This window comes from Vibrio sp. T13N, assembly GCF_032970445.1.
In the GTDB taxonomy this organism is placed as follows: domain Bacteria; phylum Pseudomonadota; class Gammaproteobacteria; order Enterobacterales; family Vibrionaceae; genus Vibrio; species Vibrio diabolicus.
Map to the genome: position 1 here is coordinate 1 of NZ_JAWJYE010000024.1, position 18,331 is coordinate 18,331.

Sequence of the window (18,331 nt, forward strand, 5' to 3'; positions counted from 1 at the left end):
CAATAACGTGCTGATTCAACAGAACCACTTACAGAGCCGTCAGGTTGCCAAATGATGGGTTTCACTGTTAGAGAGAAAAGTTCTCCGGCAGCAATAAACCCATCTCCTTGTTCAGAGGTGCCAGAAGGCAAAGTGGAAGTGAAAGGAACATTTAATGTGTACTCGCGACCATGGACACTGGCTATCTGTGACAACCAACGTGCTTTGCCTTCTGGCACCTCTGAACAAGGAGATGGGTTTATTGCTGCCGGAGAACTTTTCTCTCTAACAGTGAAACCCATCATTTGGCAACCTGACGGCTCTGTAAGTGGTTCTGTTGAATCAGCACGTTATTGTGATGCATCTATCACCCGTAATTTTATGCTTGATGGCGCTCCAGCAGCATCGGTTGTCTTGTCGAGTGAGCAATATACGCCATCAGAGACAGCGAACCAAACCTCGAAATTGCTACAAAGTAGTGACTCACTGGCTCAGGCGCATAATTCAGCCAAGAATGATCAATTCGTCTTTAATGGATTATATTGGGAAGAAGTCGGGAGCTTGAGAGTAAAAGCAAACCTAGAAAGTAAATATCTAGGTATGACTGTTAACGAAGGCTATCGTTACATCGGTCGTTTTTACCCAAAATATTTTCAAGTGCAAGACCAAGAATGGCACTACCCACATGGCCAAACTTTTGCTTACATGAATCAACCTTTTGAGAAAGTCACTTACGATGTTGTCGCACTCAATGCGAATAAGGAAAACGTGAAGAACTACGTCCACTTTTCATCTAACCTTCAACAACATTTCGACTTAGGCGAACTAAGCTCATACTCCGATCGGTTTTTGCCGCCTAAGCCTAAGAAGGTAGACTGGAAACTACTGGGTAACGCGAGTGTCGGAACGTTTGTTATCGAGAAGCCCTCAACCAATGCGACTTGTAACAATAGCCCATGTTGGAAAAAGAACACGACCGATAAACAATATCCTGATGGCCCATTTAATAAAGGGACTAACAGTGACAGCAGCAAAATAGGTATAGTCACGACTAAAGCCGTTGATGAGGTAAATTTCTTTGATAACAGCGAAATGCTCACTCAACAACCGGACATTCGATTCGGTCGTTTGAACTTTCAAGATGTGGGTGGCAACCAAGGCATGGTGATCAAAGTGCCACTTGATGTGGAAATTTGGCAAAACGGTCGATTTACGACTAACTTCGATGACAGCTCAACAACGGCGAATGGTGAATATTACTTCAGCACGCCAATTTGGTCGCATGCGCCAGCAAACAACGCCCTGCTTTCTGGCGTTGGAACGATGAGTATTGGCAGAATGACCGATATCGTTGCAAGCCAAATTGACTCAGCGCGCGAGCAAATACAATTCCACCTAGATTTAGACAGCTCAGGCAATCGCATCCCTTGGCTGAAATACGACTGGGATAGCTCTACAAGTGAAGAGGAAAACCCACCCGTCATTGTTACGTTTGGTATTCACCGAGGAAACGATCGCATTATTTATCGTGGTGAACCCAATATGCTTGGCCTAAATTAACGCGAAACGGCAAACAAAAAGAGCCCCTCAATTGAGGGGCTCTTTTCATCACAAACTGATGTAATTTACTTTGCGCCACGACGCGCTTTCAGGCGCTTCACCATAGCAAGACGACGCTCTGCCGACCCTTGGTCTGTTGCCGACTGGTTCGGATTATTACGACGACCTTGACGATTCTTGAATGCTGGTTTTGAGTGCAGCTTTTCAATGTAAGATTCACGCTGTTTTGGTTCATAGCCTGCAAGCTCAATACGGCGAATGCGTTGCTGGATTAGATTTTCAACCTGAACCACCGTGAGCTCTTCATCTCGGTTTACAAATGAAACAGCATGACCTTGTTTACCTGCACGACCCGTACGACCAATTCGGTGAACGTAATCTTCCGCTAGGAAAGGCATGTCATAGTTCACAACGTGAGGTAAGTCTTCAATATCTAGACCTCGAGCAGCGACATCGGTAGCCACCATGACACGTGCTTTGCCAGACTTGAACTCTTCTAGCGCACGACGACGAGCGCTTTGAGCACGGTCACCATGGCAAACCACCGCTTTGATACCATCAAGTTTCAGCTCTTTTACCACTTCGTTTGCGGTCTCTTTGTAGTTCACAAATACCAACACTTGTTTCCAGTTTTTGCGACCAATTAGCTCTGAAAGCAGTTCCGTTTTTCGCTCTTGATCAACTGGATATAGCACGTGAGCAACTGTTTGTGCCGTAGTATTTGCACGCTCTACTTCGATACGTTTTGGTTTACGCAGAATGTCTTTCGCTAACAGGTTTAGCTGGCTTGAAGTCGTTGCCGAAAACATCATGATTTGTGGGTCTGTATCCACATCCAGCATGATCTTACGAACTGCATGAATAAAGCCCATATCCAAGATACGGTCTGCTTCATCAAACACCAAAAACTCTAAGTGTGCAACCGAGACATTACCTTGTTCGATGTGTTCTTCCAATCGACCAGGTGTAGCCACAAGGATATCAACACCATTTTCCAGTGCCGCAACCTGAGAAGACATTTTACGGCCACCGAAAATCGCCGCCACCGACAGATTGGTGTACTTCGTATAAGCTTTGATGTTGTCAGCAATTTGTTCAGCAAGCTCGCGAGTTGGAGCCAAGATAAGTGCACGAGCAGTCTTACGAGAAGCGCTACGGTTACTGTCTAACAACTGCTGAATCATAGGCAGAGAAAACGCAGCCGTTTTACCAGTACCTGTTTGTGCTGTAGCGAAAATATCATGGCCTTTGCGAGCCATTGGAATCGCCTTCTGTTGAATTGGCGTTAACTTTTCATAACCGCATTCTGCCAGTGCTTTAACCACTTCTGGCGCAAAACCTTGAGATGAAAATGACATTGAGCGTATTCCTTAAACAAACCACTAAAAATAGCTTTAAAAATTTAGCCGTGCACTATACCCGAATTTGAGTGATTTATCTCACTTTTCTCATTGAAACGCTACAAAAGAAAAAACGGCGAACGCAGACAGATTGCTGGTTCACCGTTTCCGTTTAACATTTGTTCGATTTAACGCTTAATGCCAGACAACTGAAGGAGAATTTGCTCAAGTTCATCCCATGGCAACAACTGAGAATCTATCACTTCTAATCGTGATTCAAACCCTTCTAAGCTGATTTCATTCACCGACACGACTCGGTTGGCAACATTAAACGCGTAACACCCCTGATCTGTGTTGACCACCGCTTTAACACGTTCCGCCGTTAATTCCGAAAGCATTGAGAAAAGTTTATCAAAATCAAACGTGTACTCTGCCCCAAACAACCACCCGCAACTAAAATACCCTTGCCCTTTGTTCTCTTTGCGCACAAAGGCTTCACCTGGCGGCAACTGGAATTGAGGCTCTTGGTGAGCATGGTCATGATGATGTGACTCGATATGGGAAGAAGCGCTGCCGTAAACCCGTTCGATATCCAAGACTTCTATCGGTAACTCACCGTCATGAATAAGCTTACTGAATACTTTTGAGGGAGATTGGTCCGTCACCCAGTCATTAAACACATCAATGTCGTGACAGGTACAAAGGTCAACCTTACTGCCTATAACCACATCTGCGCTGTCTAACTGGTCCACGAAATTTTGGTTAGAAAGATATTTTTCATCACTTAAGTTACGCGGATCAACCAGAGCGATCGTCGCTTTTAGATCAACGTAAGGTTCATACTGTTCTGAGGTAAGCGTCGCGATAACCTGTTTTGGATGACCAAGGCCTGTCGGCTCAATCAATAAACGGTCCGGTTTTTGGCGCAGTAACGCGGTAATACCGACCGACATCGGCACACCCGCCGTGCAACACATACAGCCACCCGGCACTTCTTTAATCAGCGCACCTTGGTCTGTCATCAATGCACCGTCGATGCCAATCTCACCAAATTCATTGACCAAAACCGCCCAGCTTTCGTTTTCCGGTTTGTTCTTCAGTAGATTTAAAATCGTGGTCGTTTTACCGACACCCAAAAATCCGGTCAGTATGTTGGTTGGTACTCGATTTGACATGCTTATCTCCGACACGTTAGTGCATTAATGCTCCAGCAAAGTATACGGAGAATGTGACTCGCTTCAACGCTTTTTATCGCGCTCATCAAGCTCATTGCGTGATGCGTGGGTACACATTTTTTGAGAATGATCAGAGTGACTTATCAACTCTGAACGCTTCATATCAGAAAGATACATACTGGTGTAAATGACGCAGGTAAAAAACGCGATAATAGCGACTACGATGGGAAGAACTCCGAGTGTGTTTTCGAATTTAAGCGCAGCGATAGCCAATGCGAAAACAACGACAGAGATAAGTGCGATTGACTTACTTTTGTTGCTTTTCATGATAACTCGCCTTTCGTAAGGGTAGCCCCTAACACCTCCTGTACTAGGGGAATGCCAGTTTGAACAACATCCAACCTGACTATTCAATGCTACTCCTTTCGCTACTTGTGAAATTTGACAAAGCTAACATTTATTGCAACATCAAACGATGAACTTATTACTAGCTTTCAGACACTTAGTGGACTGTAAAACACTTACTAGCAAATCGACCCGCCGCTGACCAATATGTCGTTTTCATTGGCAATACAAACTTGAGCCACCAGCCTTAGCCCTTCGACTATCATCTCCAGAGACATGGAAGGCTGACTGCCACCTGCTGCTTGTTCTGGCAATAATGGGATATGAACAAACCCATGACGAATTGGTTTGTCTTTTAGATAATGTTGGATGCCATAAAAAAGGTGGTTACATACAAATGTTCCGGCACTGTTGGAAATCTGGCTAGGTATCCCCTGCTTTTGCAGCGTTTGAACAACACGCTTTATCGGCAGCGTCGAGAAGTAAGCATCTGGGCCGTCAGCCACTCCGGGTTCATCAATTGGCTGATGACCAGCGTTATCTGGAATACGAAAATCATCCACATTAATTGCGACACGCTCTGGGGTGATCGCGCCACGTCCGGCCGCTTGCCCAACGGTAATCACACAATCTGGCTGGTGCGCTTCTATTGCATCAATAACGGTATTCACTGACTTATGCCGAATCACAGGAACTGGGCAAGTAACGATCATGGCATCTTCTATTGCCGCACCCTCTAATCGCTTCACCGCTTCTAAGGCGGGATTAATGGCGTCACCACCAAAAGGTTCAAAACCGGTAATCAGGACTTTCTTCATAACAGCCTTTAGGAAAAGAGTTTCACAAATTATTGCACTCCCCTTCACCCCATCCAATAGCAAAAGTATTGTTGACATAAGCCAGACAACATTATGTGACTCATGTCTAACAAGCGAGGGTTTTCACTTTATTGAATCTAGACAAGTTCCGGACTATCGAGACTAACTATCGATGATTAGTGGCAGGGCGAGGCTCTCTCATTACATGGCTCACGCAGAAACTTGGTTTCCACGCTTAACTTAGGTAGAGTACGCGACCGCAATGCAATTCGAAGAGATTGAATACAATGAATATTGATAACCATGTAATCGAAACGATTGAAGAGTTAGAGGCATTTCTGCATTTAGTAGAAAGCGGCGCTCTGGGTCTTGAAGGTGTCACTGGCGTTGCGCTAGCCACCTCTAATACCGATGGCCGTCCATTTGTTGCCGTATTAGGAGAAAAGCACCAATTGCTCCTTGGCCGCTGGGTTTCGCAGCACGTATATGACAATGGTAAAGACATCGTTCGTAACGGCTCAACCAGAAAACACTAAGCGCTCAGCACCATCTATAACACCATGCCGTCTTATACACCAAGCGTATGCTTTGAAAGCAATGCGCTTGGTGTACTTAAAAAATAAAAAAAGAAAAGGCTAGCCTTTATTAATTTTGTCGGTATACTGCACATCAGCTCTTACGGAAAGAGCTATTAATGTAATTAAAGATCAAAGTTTCTCTCAGTTCCACATCGAATTCCTCGTTTACGTTCCTGCGACAAAATAGTTATCTCTAAAATCATATAGTAGCACTTGATATTAGCTAAAAATTCAATATTTAAAACAATCAAATATAGAGGTATCTATGTCTAATAAATTAACTGGTTCAGTAAAATGGTTCAACGAAACTAAAGGTTTTGGTTTTATTTCTCAAGACAATGGCGGTGATGACGTATTCGTTCACTTCCGTTCTATTGTTTCTGAAGGCTTCAAAACTCTTACTGAAGGCCAAAAAGTATCGTTCGTTGTTGAACAAGGTAACAAAGGTTTACAAGCTGCTGAAGTAACAGCACTGTAATTCTTTGTGTGGCATCAACGTTGTTGGTGCCACAATCCCCTTCCACTTATTGCCGCCCTTACTATTCTCTATCTAAGTTTATATACCCAAATCACTTACCTCTCCCACACCGTCATTAATCACTTTCAATAAAGTCACTTTGGTATACATCTTTAGGTAATCACACTACCTACCTTGCAATTCCAGTTTGGAATTAAATTAATCTGATTCATATCTGAATCACTTCGCCTCATGCTTTGCTCATATAAATAAAGTTTATAAAATAAAAGCGATTGGCGAATATAAGAGAAAAAAATGAAATTAAATATATCCGCACAATCAATAAATTCTAATAATTACGAGCAAATTATCCCTAGCCGAGACGTTATCCTTAGCCTATTCGATAAAGTCAAAAATCACTTAAGTCACGAGCAAATTTCTCGCTCTACTGGCTTAGATGAGAAACCACAAAAAGACGCTTTAAAAAAACGTTTACGCGCTATGGAGCGCGATGGCCAGTTGATTTTCACGCATCGCCGTGGTTATAAAAAAGTCGATCAAACCGCTTTGGTTTCTGGAAAGGTCAGCATTCACGCAGACGGCTTTGGTTTTGTCACTTACGACAGTAATGAAAAAGACCTTTTCTTACCTAAACACCAACTTACTCATGTGTTTGATGGCGATATCGTACTGGTTCTGAAAGGCAATGCTCAGCATCAAGGACGCTCAAATCATCGTTTCATCAAAATAGTGGAACGAAAAACAACCCACATCGTAGGCTTGTTAAAGAGAAAAGGTTCGAACTTCTATCTAGTGCCAGAAAGCGCGAAACTGACTCAAACCATTCATGTCACACCAAATGATCTTATCACCAAAAGTGCCGGTAAACTCGTTCATTGTAAAGTCACTGCCTATCCAGATCACAGACAATCAACAACAGTTGAAGTGGCGGAAGTATTAGGGCGTCCGGGAGAAGCAGGGATTGAAGTTAAATTGGCGTTACGTCGACATGGCATCAATGACCATTGGGATGATGAAGTTCTTCACGCTGCTTCCGCATTTGGCAATCACGTAGAAGAAAAAGACAAAACGTCACGAGTGGATTATCGAGATTTACCGTTCGTCACTATCGATGGGGACGACGCGAAAGACTTTGATGATGCCGTTTACGCATACCAAATGGACAATGGGCATTGGAAGTTATTCGTTGCGATTGCAGACGTATCTCACTACGTTCAGCCAAACGACCATTTAGATCTTGAGGCGCAATCTCGTGCAACGTCCGTTTACTTCCCCGGATACGTTGTACCAATGCTACCAGAAACATTATCTAACGGTTTGTGCTCGCTTAACCCGAATGAAGACCGATTGGTTATGGTATGTGAGATGACCTTTGACGACGAAGGTAACATGCTAGATTCAGAGTTTTCTGAAGGGATCATTCACTCGCATGCTCGTTTAACTTATAACGAAGCTTACCGCATTGTTTCCCAATCAACGGAAGCAAAAAAATACCAAGGTAAGAACCCAAAACAAAACATTAAACAGCATCTGGTGAATCTCCATCGCTTGTATTTGAACCTATCTGGTCAACGTCAAGTCCGTGGTGCCATTGATTTTGACACGCAAGAGCTTTCATTCACGTTAAACAATAAAAAGAAAATCGCGTCCATCGTTCCGGTAGTTCGAAATGATGCCCACCGAATGATCGAAGAATTCATGCTGTGTGCCAACGTTGCCACCGCTCAATTTTTGCAGCAACAAAAAATACCGAGCTTATACCGCGTGCACTCTGGTCCTCAGATGAAAAAACTGTCTTCATTAAGAATGATGCTTGCAGACAAAGGGCTAACGCTTGCGGGTGGTGATAAACCAACTTCTCATGACTACAACGCATTACTGGAACAAGTACGAGATTTAGATGAGTGTGATGTGATTCGTACCCTACTGCTACGTTCTCAGAGTCAAGCCGAGTATTCGCCGAAGAATATGGGTCACTTCGGTTTAGCCTATGACGCATACGCGCACTTTACTTCGCCAATTCGTCGTTACCCAGACTTACTCGTTCACCGCGCCATTCGCGCTAAACTTCGAGAGCAAAAAACAGGCAAGTTACGCAGTCTGCTCATGAAACTAAAACCTCTTCGTCAATTGACAGGTGCTGCGGACAACTACCCTTACGATACAAAAGTAATCGAGCAACTGAGCGTGCACTGTTCGCATCAATCTCGTCAGGCAGATGAAGTGAGTCGAGAGGTTGAGTCAGCACTGAAATGTCATTACATGAAGCCATTTATCGGGCAACACTTCACGGGGACAGTGTCTGGGGTCACACACTTCGGGGTATTTGTTGAGTTAGAGGAAAACCGAATCGAAGGTCTCATTCCTTTATCAAGTTTCCAAAATGGTGAGTTCGAATTTGATGCAGTCAAACAAAAAATTTCCAGCCAGAGCACCACGTTTACTTTAGGGACTAAAGTGCACGTGTTAGTTAAAGACGTCGATTCGAAACAAAGAAAGATCATGTTCAATTTAAAAGATGCAGAACACACGGTAGGTTAGTCTGTTGTAGTCTATTTTCTAACCCATTGTTCAAAAATAAAAAATAAGCTTTAGATACCGCGATTAACTTGTGACATTTCGCTGACATCAGCTCATTCTAAAACCCTAATATCTGGCAAAGGAAACGAATCTAACTTTTGTTTCCAGACACCATCGCAGAGTGTATTTCCAGCACTCTGTTTGCCTCGAGAGGCTCTTATGACAGCCTAGGATCTCTCGGGGCTTTTTTGCGCCTCTGAAACCCCACCTTATGTTATATCCAACCCGTTAACAACTACACAAATTGTACTTTTTAACTAGTTCACTAGATCGCGAATTCTGATTTAAGCAACTGATCACACAACCTCTTCCAAATTTTGGGTATAAAAGTATCAATACTTTCGTTAACTAGGATGTAAATAATGAAAAACTCGTTTGATCTCATCATGCCCAATGAAGAAGGATACTTTGGTGAATACGGTGGTAGCTTCGTGCCGCCGGAGCTTGAACAAATCATGCGTGACATCAACGCAGCTTATGAGGAATGCAGCAAAGATCCTGAATTTAAAACGGAGCTTGCTCGCCTGTATAAGCACTTTGTTGGACGACCTAGCCCAATCTTCCATGCAGAAAACTTGTCTAAGAAATACGGAGCAGACATCTACCTAAAGCGCGAGGACTTAAACCATACAGGCGCACATAAAATTAACCACTGCTTAGGAGAAGCCATTCTCGCTAAAAAGATGGGTAAGAAGAAACTGATTGCTGAAACTGGCGCAGGACAACATGGTGTCGCGCTTGCGACAGCCGCCGCACTGGTCGGCTTAAAGTGCGATATTTACATGGGTGAAGTTGATATTGCCAAAGAGCACCCGAATGTCGTTCGTATGAGAATCCTTGGTGCCAATGTCATCCCTGCTACTCACGGGCGCAAGACTCTCAAAGAAGCGGTTGATTCTGCCTTCGAAGCCTACCTAAAAGATCCTGACACACAACTTTATGCGATAGGCTCTGTCGTTGGCCCTCACCCATTCCCTAAAATGGTACGAGATTTCCAATCAATTATCGGTAACGAAGCACGAGTTCAATTCAAAGAAATGGCAGGCAAGTTACCCAATAATCTCGTCGCATGCGTTGGAGGTGGTTCTAACGCGATGGGGCTATTTACTGCTTTCTTAGACGATGAACAAGTCGCTATTCACGGCGTCGAGCCCGCTGGCCGCTCTTTGAAAAAGGTTGGCGAGCATGCTGCAACACTCACACTCGGTGAGCCAGGTATTATGCACGGATTTAAGTCTTACATGCTTAAAGATGAGCAAGGCGAACCTCAGGAAGTGTACTCTGTAGCAAGTGGCTTGGATTACCCATCGGTTGGGCCTCAGCATAGTTACTTAAAAGACATTGGCCGTGTCAATTACGGCTCAATCACCGATGACGAAGCGATTGATGCATTCTTTGAACTGTCTCGCGAAGAGGGGATTATTCCAGCGATTGAATCCGCACACGCTGTCGCTTACGCGATTAAACTCGCGAAGCAAGGAGAAACTGGCTCAATTCTGATCAACTTATCCGGTCGCGGTGACAAAGACATTGATTTTGTCGTTGAACACTACGGCGAAAAATATGGCATTGAATCAATTATTTAGTCACGACTTCGTAGGCTAAATGTCTATACAAAAAGCTACCTATTACTAGGTAGCTTTTTGTTTGAGCCTTGCTTTCCCTACATGCGCTTTGAAGGCTTAACTACACAGTCCAAACCTTTTACTTTTGAGAAATAGGCATAGCTTGAGAAAGCCCTCTTACTTACCACTCCAACTAGTCCTTTAGAACATAATTCGATTAACCGATCAGAGCAGGAATACCCGGAAGCTGACCAACGACAGCAAGCGAACCTGCACAAACGATAAATGCAGTGCCAGGAATCAGGTATTTATCTTTTCTCGAGAGTTCGTTGGCACGCTCATGGTCGCCGATAAGTCCAAGGTTATCCAGCAGCATCGTGATTGCCCAGCCAAAGACTGGATTAACGAATGCACAGGCAAAAATACAGATACCGGCACTGAGTGAATCTTTATGCTTGTGGATCATCTGCATACCCGCTTCTAAAAGCGGTAAGAATACACCGACAATCAAAGCAACACGCAGAACAGGCTCCCACATCGCTAGATCCATAGGGTAACCAATTACCGCCGCGGCAATACACATGAAACCCGTTAACAGTGCGCCACCTGGAATAGGACGTTTAGCAATTGCGGCTGGAATCATGTACGTCCCCCAAGAAGAAGCTAAGTTACCGCCCCCTAAGAGTGAGCCAACCCCCTGACGAACAGACGCTCCGACCATCGTGTCGTCGACATCCATGAGTACGCCTTTCGCTTCTTTTGGGTAGTTAAGTTCTTGGAACACACGATGGCCGAGATAATCAGGGGACCACATAGCGACTGCCAGTAGCGCAAATGGAGTCACGGCAATAAAGTGCTCTAAGGTTGGCCAACCTAGTTGCCAGCCTGTATCTTCACCCCACCAGTAGAATGGACTGAAATTAGGCAAGCCCGGTTCTGTGGTAAAAGCAAACTCAGCGCCCATCAAATAAGCAACAATACCCGCGAGTGCAGAGCACAGTGGGATTGCCAACCAACGCTTGTTGATCTTAGCTAGGTAGGCATAAACCATAACCGTTAGACCAATGACCACAAACGAAATGTAACCTTGGTCTGTACTTGCAGCCCACGCCTCAGTCTTATTAATTTGTCCGAGCAACCCAACAGCGCCTAGGTAGATCAATAACCCTCCTCGAACTCCAATGCCAGTCAAGGTCATGAGTTTAGAACCGCCTTTAGTCAAAGCGAGAATTAAGCCAAAAGCACATACCATCAAGCCAAGCGCCAGAGGATGCCCTCCTGCAGCAGCAATCATGGGAATCAGCGGTATCATTGGGCCGTGGGTACCGGCTAGGTTTGCATTCGGGTTTAGGATGGCAGAAAACAAAATAACGAACAGAGCACCCGCGATAAGCAATTCGTAACGCACGTTTTCTGCAACGAACTCCGGAGATAAACCGAACTGAGCAGCAAAGGCAGCAACCATAGCGGTGACCATAACCACTTTACCAATGGTTGCGGCTAATGCAGGCACCCAGTCTTCGATTTCAATACTGTAATCACGTGATGGCAAATGAATACCCCAGCGACGAAAGCTCATGATAGTTAAATCATGGTTTAGAAAGTCTTCACGACTTTCAAATTCATGCGGTTTTTTGCGCACATCCCTGTAAAAGGTCTTACTTGAGTCAGACATTGAGCTATCCTTTGTTATATTTCAACGTTGAACTATGCCAACTAGAGTTTCGCTTGGTATACAGACCAATACGAGACAACACCCACATCAAACATCGAGGCCACACTCAGAAAGCGGTATGGCTAATTTTGATTTGAGCCTATTAAGCATGTGTTGCTATCGGTAGGAATATTAGACATTAGTAAAAGGGCAACAAAAATCTCACTTATCGCACAAATATTTAACATGACATTAGAGTACGCTGATGTTTAGTGAGAGTTTTTTGAACAGCAATTCAAGAAGAGGAACAGTCGCAACTCCACCTGTGCTTTTCAAGGTAGAAAAAACATATCCGTATTCACACAGGTAATTGGTTAATTTTGCTCATGCAAGTACGCACTAACAACATCAAATCGAGTTGCAATCCAAACCATCGCTGCCTAACTATAGATATCTCTGTAATGTATACTTTGCTAAACTCCACCCTTTGATTAGTAAGGCCCCTAAAATGATGACTGACGAAGAAAGAATCGAACTGCAACGAAACAACCCACTGCACGGGTTAAAGCTAGAAACTATGTTGCAAGAGTTGGTGGATTTTTATGGCTGGGACATTCTAGATACAGCAATGCGCTTTAATTGCTTTAACACTAAGCCTTCGATTGCAAGTAGTGTGAAGTATTTAAAGAAGACCGAATGGGCGAGAGAAAAATTAGAAAACTTTTACCTTTATCGCTTTAAGCGCATGCCACGCGCAAGTGAAGAAGAATATGATTTACCACCGAGAGCTCGTACGTTCCCGCATGGTCTTGAACCTAAAGAGCCAATGCCGCTAACCGTTGACTCTATCCTCAAGTCACAAGCTAAAGCTGCATCCGCATTTAAAAAACGCTCACCTCGTGGACGTCCGACGCGTCGATAGTACATAACCTTGAAAAGCAATAGAGCCCTACTGGTAGCTCCAGCAAGGCTCTATTGTTCTTTAAAGAAATGGCTAGAAGCGAATACTCAAGCTAGTGCGCCCCCTTCTCCAGCGCCTCCCGTAAGTAAACTCACAGGTTGTTTACGTATTCTATTGACTACGCTTTTTCTTCTTTTTACCCGTACCTGCCGGCTTTGCTCGCGGCTTCATTGGTAAAAAGTAGGCTTCACTCTGATCGTCTTCCACTTCAAAACCTACTACCTGCTCGCGTTCAAGTTGGAACTTATTTTTCTTTTCTATCACTTTGAAATGGTGGTAGTCATCGTAATCGATAAGAGATAACCCTAGACCCACTTCACCAGCACGACCACTACGCCCTATTCGATGCATATAGTCAGCAGGACTACGCGGGAGATCGAAGTTAATCACCACTGGCAGCTTTTCAATATCAAGGCCACGTGCTGCGATATCGGTGGCAATAAGAACTTGAATCTCGCCAGACTTAAAACCGTCAAGTACACGAGTACGAGCGCCCTGCCCTTTATCACCATGGAAAACTTCAGCTGTAATACCGCGTTTTGACAGTTTTTGAGCTAAATGGTTACAGGCATTCTTAGCATTCACAAAAATCAAAGTCTGTCGCCACTGATGCTGTTTGATTAAGTGCGCAAGTACCGCCGTTTTCTCACCTTTATTTACACTAAACACGCGTTGCACCAAAGTGCTGGCTTCTGCGCTCTGCAACTGAACTTCAACAGGGTCGCGGAGCAATTGCTGAGACAGCGTCGTGACTTTATCAGGGAAAGTAGCAGAAAATAGCAGCGTCTGTTTCTTCTCTGGCAGTAACGCAAGAATCTTATTGAGTTCTTCGATAAATCCGAGGCTCAACATACGGTCAGCTTCATCGAGCACGAGCGTTTTTACTTGGTCCAACTTAATCGCGTTACTGGATACCAGATCAAGTAATCGACCCGGCGTAGCTACGATAATGTCACAGCCACCACGAAGCGCCAGCATTTGTGGGTTCACCGATACACCACCAAATACGGCAACCGTTTTGATCTTATCTCTAAGATGGTATGAGTAAGATTTGACGTTGTATGCCACCTGTGATGCCAGCTCACGAGTTGGAACTAAAATCAGGTGAGAAACGAAGTTACCACGGCGATGATTTGTTTCGTTTTGCTGAACAATTTTTTGCAGAATTGGCAGCGAAAAAGCAGCGGTTTTACCAGATCCCGTATTGGCACCGCCAACAATGTCTTTCCCTTCAAGGATATAAGGAATGGTATGAGATTGAATGGGCGTCGGTTGGCTGTATTCTAACGCTTCTAGTCGCTCGACTAAGGTTGGAATCAGACCAAGATCGGCAAATGTCGCTTGCTGTGTTTTATCTGTCATTACGATGAGTGGCTCAGTGCTAGTAAAGGCCGTGTATCTTATGCTATTTCGCGTCTGGATGTTAGCGATAATGGCCCAAACAGAATATTGGTGAGAGAAGCACGTATTTATGTTGGGTGAGTAAATGTATGTAAAACCTCAGTACATAAAAACGAACCTAATTTAGGTAAGCTCTTGGCAACTATATGCCACGACTCGAAAAGTAACGCGTGGGTGAATCACCATAGACCCGACGAAACATCGCGATAAAGTTACTGGGCGTCGAATAACCCAAAGCATGTGCAACCTCTCCTACGGATTCTCCGCAAGCCATCATTTCTAACGAATGTATTAGCAGTGCTTGTTGCCGCCATTCACTAAAACTCATGTTTAACTCACTTCGAATCAATCGTCTTAACGTCCGAGATGAGACTGCCCCGATCTTTGCCCAATGCTCCACAGAATGTTTGCTGTTTGGGTCTATTAAAATCGCTTGAGTAACTTTTTGCAGTCTCGGATCTCTGGGCAGTGGGATGTGGAGTGACTCATGAGGGCAATTGACGATTTCATCGGATATTACGGCAAGAATACGTAAAGACTGTATGGATAGATCGTCTGTTTTGCTCCATATCGATGCTCTAACCGATAGGGCTTTCAAGACATCGCTCATTTGGATCACACAAGGTCTCATTGGAAACCGCTCACAACTCTCTGGAGTAAACAGTAATGAACGACCTTTCAGAGAACCACAAAAATAAACACTGTGCATCGCACCCGGGGGGATCCAACCAGCTCGGTGAGGTGGTAGTATCCACGTTCCTTCATCGGTTTTGACCTGAATTAGCCCTTCATCTATACACAGTAACTGGCCTCGATGATGACTGTGCCAATTATGTGGCCGTTGATCCAAATGTTTGAAGTCGCTCCTTTCATGCTGCCACTCCTTAGCGATCAGTGCGGCGCCATTTTTCCATTCGCTGTAGTCAGAGTTTGTCACTTTATTTACTCAATTCCATTTTGGCCATTATTCATTATTTTCTGTCCTCATAACGTTACCATAGCAAGTTAGCGTTCGAGTAACATTTTAGCAACGACCATTTTATCGAAGGCAGAACCATCATGAACGAACCTATCTTTATTATCTATTACATTACAACGGGCTTGGGCATTGGCTTTCTCGCTGGACTCGTTGGTGTGGGTGGTGGTGGAATGGCCGTCCCGATTTTTGCGTTTCTGTTTTCACTACAGGGAATAGCTGATACAGAAGTGGTCCATCTTGCGTTAGGGACATCAATGGCTTCGATGATTATTACAACATTGGGCAGCATGCGCGCTCACTACAAAAAAGAGAATGTAGACTCGACAATGGTAGTAAAAATGTTGAGCGGAGTTCTAGTCGGAACATTTTGCGCCACATTCGTAGCATCGTATCTACAAGGAGTCTATCTGGCAGGTTTTTTCAGCGTATTCATGTTGTATGTAGCTTATAAGATGTTTCTCAACCCTGAAAATGAGTACAACCCGAACCCACACGGGGCTATCGGTAATATGACTGTAGGCTCGGTGATTGGCTCTGTATCAGCACTTGTCTCTATAAGCGGTGCAGGGTTGATCATCCCCTATCTTGTCCAGCAAAATTTTGAGGTAAAACGAGCTATTGGCACCTCTGCTGCGATAGGTTTCCCTATCGCGCTATCAGGAAGCCTCGGTTACATGTTAAACGGGTGGGAAAATACAGATTGGAACAACTTAGTATTAGGATACATATACCTTCCTGCAATGATCAGCTTCTCCATTAGCAGCTACTTAACTACTAGCATCGGAGTGCGTTGCGCAGAGTATTTTCCAAATAAAGTTCTTAAGAAAGTCGTTGGTATTTTGTGTGTTCTTCTAAGTTTTAAAATGCTGGTACAAGTACTTAATTAGGGCAAGTAATACAGTCATCAGTATGTCTTGCAATATGTTGTGGGGACAAGCCTGAAAAACTTACTTCTCGCTTTGCAGGTCCAAGCACACAATGTGTAAGAAAGCTCCGCATTGTTGCACTCTTATGACTTTGTTAAGCTAGCCAGAATTACATCCAAAATTTGCTGGTGATTGTCCTTTCTGGAAACCTCGTCACGCTCCTGGCAAAGTGCTTCCTCCCCTTCTGATGCGAGAATTTTAATACCACGCTCAGTACATTCTGCGAACGCACTAAACTGACTCGCACTGGGGATCTCTTGAAATGTCACATTGGGAAGAGCAACAAGTGATTCGGCTGGTGTCAGTGCGGGATGTAGCCGATCAGAAAGCGTCACCACGGTGATGGTATTTTTCATCAAGGCCAGAGTTTCAGGGACAAAAGTTTTCGTTAGCTCAGGGTTGATAGCGACGACCGATTTCAGTTTGCTTTCAGACTGAAATCGGGGGAATTTTTGATCCGGGATGTTGGTAATACCAACGTTATTTTCACGTAACCAATGACAGTCTATATTGGTGGCGTTGTGACACGATGTTCGATATTTTTCCGGGCTTATTTGCGCTCCGGAGAGCATCAGCATAGATGTCCCGCCCAGAAAAAAGCCGACACCCTGCACTGCATCTGTATCTACGCCTCCGGACAGTATCCCGACCGAACTTAATTCGTTCAGCCCAAGCACCAAATCACTGGTTCTGAATGTGATTTCATCAACAGCCATTTCTGCATTGATTTCGTTTGGTGCAGGAGGCTTTGGTACAACAACGACATAACCTTGTTTCACTAGGCCCGAAGCTATCCAACCACTATGGGAAAATGCTGACCGTGTTCCGCCCTGCGACAAAAGCACAACGGGAAATTTTCCACTTGCTAAAGGGGCATCTAACTGCGTTTCGACTGATTTAAAGATGTTACCCTTACCAAACGTGAAGTTGTTTTTTTCGTTCGTTGTGGGATACCAGTAGTAGACTTCTACAGGCTTGTCTCTGTCTTCACTGAATACCGTTTTGACTGTTAGCGCAGAATGGTATTTCGGCTCATTCGTACTGGCGCTGACACTGACACACAATGAAGCGAGTAGAAACGACATTATTATTTTGGTTTTCATTTTTACCCCAGCCGATCAATACATTACTCTGCACGGCATCTGGAAAAATAACGCGCAGGAGATTCTCCATATATTTTGCGAAACATAGCAATAAAGTCACTTAGAGTCGAGTAACCCAAAGCAAGTGTCTGCTTTGAACTGCGCCAGCAAGCTTTTGGATAATTCTAAGTTATACCATTTTCTAAATTAGCAAATTATGGATAGCTTGAAGTATTACAAAGCCATCTCAGCGCAGAATTGCTGCGTCGAGTGGGTTACTTTTTATATTAATTCTCTCGAATTGATCTAAAAAGTTCACTTAAGTCTCTAGAGAATATTTCAGGAATATCATCATATAGCTTCTGGATGATTTCTTTTTTTAGATCGCCTTCTCTCCGAAACCTTTGTAATTGCTTGAACTTACCTTTCAAAAATCCCTCTAGCTCATGTCCTTGAAACATTAAGTACCAACTCGGCATGTTTACGGCTAACTCATTTTCCAGAAGACACTTTTGAGTTTCGTCAGAGGCCTCTTTAGGCTTTAGTTCAGATATCTCAGCTACAAAAGTATCAATAATATTTTGAAGTCTACCTTCAGTGAAGTTTTTTATGTCGTAAAAGTTTTCAGTACAAGTAAGACCATAATATTCTTTGTCGACGAATTTTTCTCTTATTAAGTATGCAGGAAATACCAAAGGATCAAGGAGGTAGTTTTCGATACTATATCTATTCTTTTCGCCAAGAACTTTAATCTTATCCGACGTTATATTTTTTCCATCCCAGTCAATTATTCCAAAGATGTTTGTGTTTCCAAATTCAGAAAGTTTACCAACAATCTCCTTTACTTCTTCACAACCAGAGCTTCCGTCTTTTTTTGCACATAGAAAGTCTAGTGAAACTTCACTAGGGC

General features: G+C 43.9%; 15 protein-coding genes and 1 pseudogene. 7 read left to right on the top strand and 9 right to left on the bottom strand.

Annotated features, from left to right (window positions below; genetic code table 11):
• Positions 1-123 precede the first annotated feature (123 nt).
• A pseudogene (locus R2S67_RS21700) lies at positions 124-1,539 on the top strand (DUF6701 domain-containing protein); the annotation flags it as partial.
• Between the two features lie 65 nt (positions 1,540-1,604).
• Here R2S67_RS21700 and R2S67_RS21705 read toward each other — a convergent pair.
• The 4 genes from R2S67_RS21705 to pcp form a co-directional block, all read right to left on the bottom strand.
• Complete coding sequence (locus R2S67_RS21705; RefSeq protein WP_005386186.1) at positions 1,605-2,897, bottom strand: DEAD/DEAH box helicase; 1,293 nt, start codon at positions 2,895-2,897, stop codon at positions 1,605-1,607.
• Positions 2,898-3,067: 170 nt separating this feature from the next.
• On the bottom strand, positions 3,068-4,054 hold the full coding sequence (locus tag R2S67_RS21710; protein WP_317347025.1) for a GTP-binding protein: 987 nt from the start codon (positions 4,052-4,054) through the stop codon (positions 3,068-3,070).
• Positions 4,055-4,117: 63 nt separating this feature from the next.
• Positions 4,118-4,381 carry a hypothetical protein gene (locus R2S67_RS21715; protein WP_005391057.1) on the bottom strand — a complete coding sequence of 88 codons (264 nt, stop codon included), beginning with the start codon at positions 4,379-4,381 and terminating at the stop codon, positions 4,118-4,120.
• A 197-nt stretch (positions 4,382-4,578) separates the two neighbouring features.
• The gene (gene pcp / locus R2S67_RS21720; protein ID WP_317347026.1) at positions 4,579-5,217 is read right to left on the bottom strand and encodes a pyroglutamyl-peptidase I; all 639 of its coding nucleotides are present in this window, start codon (positions 5,215-5,217) and stop codon (positions 4,579-4,581) included.
• A gap of 287 nt (positions 5,218-5,504) precedes the next feature.
• Between pcp and R2S67_RS21725 the strand changes: the two genes are divergently transcribed.
• The 4 genes from R2S67_RS21725 to trpB all read left to right on the top strand — a co-directional run bounded on the left by R2S67_RS21725 (position 5,505) and on the right by trpB (position 10,439).
• Positions 5,505-5,753: a hypothetical protein gene (locus R2S67_RS21725; RefSeq protein WP_005391061.1), complete on the top strand. Its 249-nt coding sequence runs from the start codon at positions 5,505-5,507 to the stop codon at positions 5,751-5,753.
• A gap of 307 nt (positions 5,754-6,060) precedes the next feature.
• The gene (locus tag R2S67_RS21730) at positions 6,061-6,273 is read left to right on the top strand and encodes a cold-shock protein (protein ID WP_005375644.1); all 213 of its coding nucleotides are present in this window, start codon (positions 6,061-6,063) and stop codon (positions 6,271-6,273) included.
• A gap of 294 nt (positions 6,274-6,567) precedes the next feature.
• Positions 6,568-8,814: a ribonuclease R gene (gene rnr, locus R2S67_RS21735; RefSeq protein ID WP_317347028.1), complete on the top strand. Its 2,247-nt coding sequence runs from the start codon at positions 6,568-6,570 to the stop codon at positions 8,812-8,814.
• A gap of 401 nt (positions 8,815-9,215) precedes the next feature.
• Positions 9,216-10,439 (top strand): tryptophan synthase subunit beta, encoded by a 1,224-nt coding sequence (gene trpB / locus R2S67_RS21740; RefSeq protein ID WP_317347030.1) that lies wholly within the window; start codon positions 9,216-9,218, stop codon positions 10,437-10,439.
• Between the two features lie 196 nt (positions 10,440-10,635).
• Here trpB and R2S67_RS21745 read toward each other — a convergent pair whose 3' ends face one another.
• Positions 10,636-12,093, bottom strand: coding sequence for a DUF3360 domain-containing protein (locus R2S67_RS21745; RefSeq protein WP_005391067.1), 1,458 nt, complete (start codon positions 12,091-12,093; stop codon positions 10,636-10,638).
• Positions 12,094-12,580: 487 nt separating this feature from the next.
• Between R2S67_RS21745 and R2S67_RS21750 the strand changes: the two genes are divergently transcribed.
• Entirely contained in the window at positions 12,581-12,994 is a 414-nt protein-coding gene (locus R2S67_RS21750; RefSeq protein ID WP_005391068.1) for a VF530 family DNA-binding protein, read from the top strand.
• A 150-nt stretch (positions 12,995-13,144) separates the two neighbouring features.
• Here the strand turns inward: R2S67_RS21750 and R2S67_RS21755 are convergent, their stop codons facing one another.
• Complete coding sequence (locus R2S67_RS21755; protein ID WP_317347031.1) at positions 13,145-14,395, bottom strand: DEAD/DEAH box helicase; 1,251 nt, start codon at positions 14,393-14,395, stop codon at positions 13,145-13,147.
• 181 nt (positions 14,396-14,576) lie between these two features.
• Positions 14,577-15,371, bottom strand: coding sequence for a helix-turn-helix transcriptional regulator (locus R2S67_RS21760; RefSeq protein WP_317347032.1), 795 nt, complete (start codon positions 15,369-15,371; stop codon positions 14,577-14,579).
• Positions 15,372-15,493: 122 nt separating this feature from the next.
• Between R2S67_RS21760 and R2S67_RS21765 the strand changes: the two genes are divergently transcribed.
• Positions 15,494-16,300: a sulfite exporter TauE/SafE family protein gene (locus tag R2S67_RS21765; RefSeq protein WP_317347033.1), complete on the top strand. Its 807-nt coding sequence runs from the start codon at positions 15,494-15,496 to the stop codon at positions 16,298-16,300.
• Between the two features lie 122 nt (positions 16,301-16,422).
• On the opposite strand, the gene R2S67_RS21770 is transcribed toward R2S67_RS21765, so the two are convergent.
• Positions 16,423-17,424, bottom strand: coding sequence for a hypothetical protein (locus R2S67_RS21770; protein WP_317347035.1), 1,002 nt, complete (start codon positions 17,422-17,424; stop codon positions 16,423-16,425).
• 284 nt (positions 17,425-17,708) lie between these two features.
• The coding region (locus tag R2S67_RS21775) for a hypothetical protein (RefSeq protein WP_317347036.1) at positions 17,709-18,331 on the bottom strand (623 nt) is incomplete at its 5' end.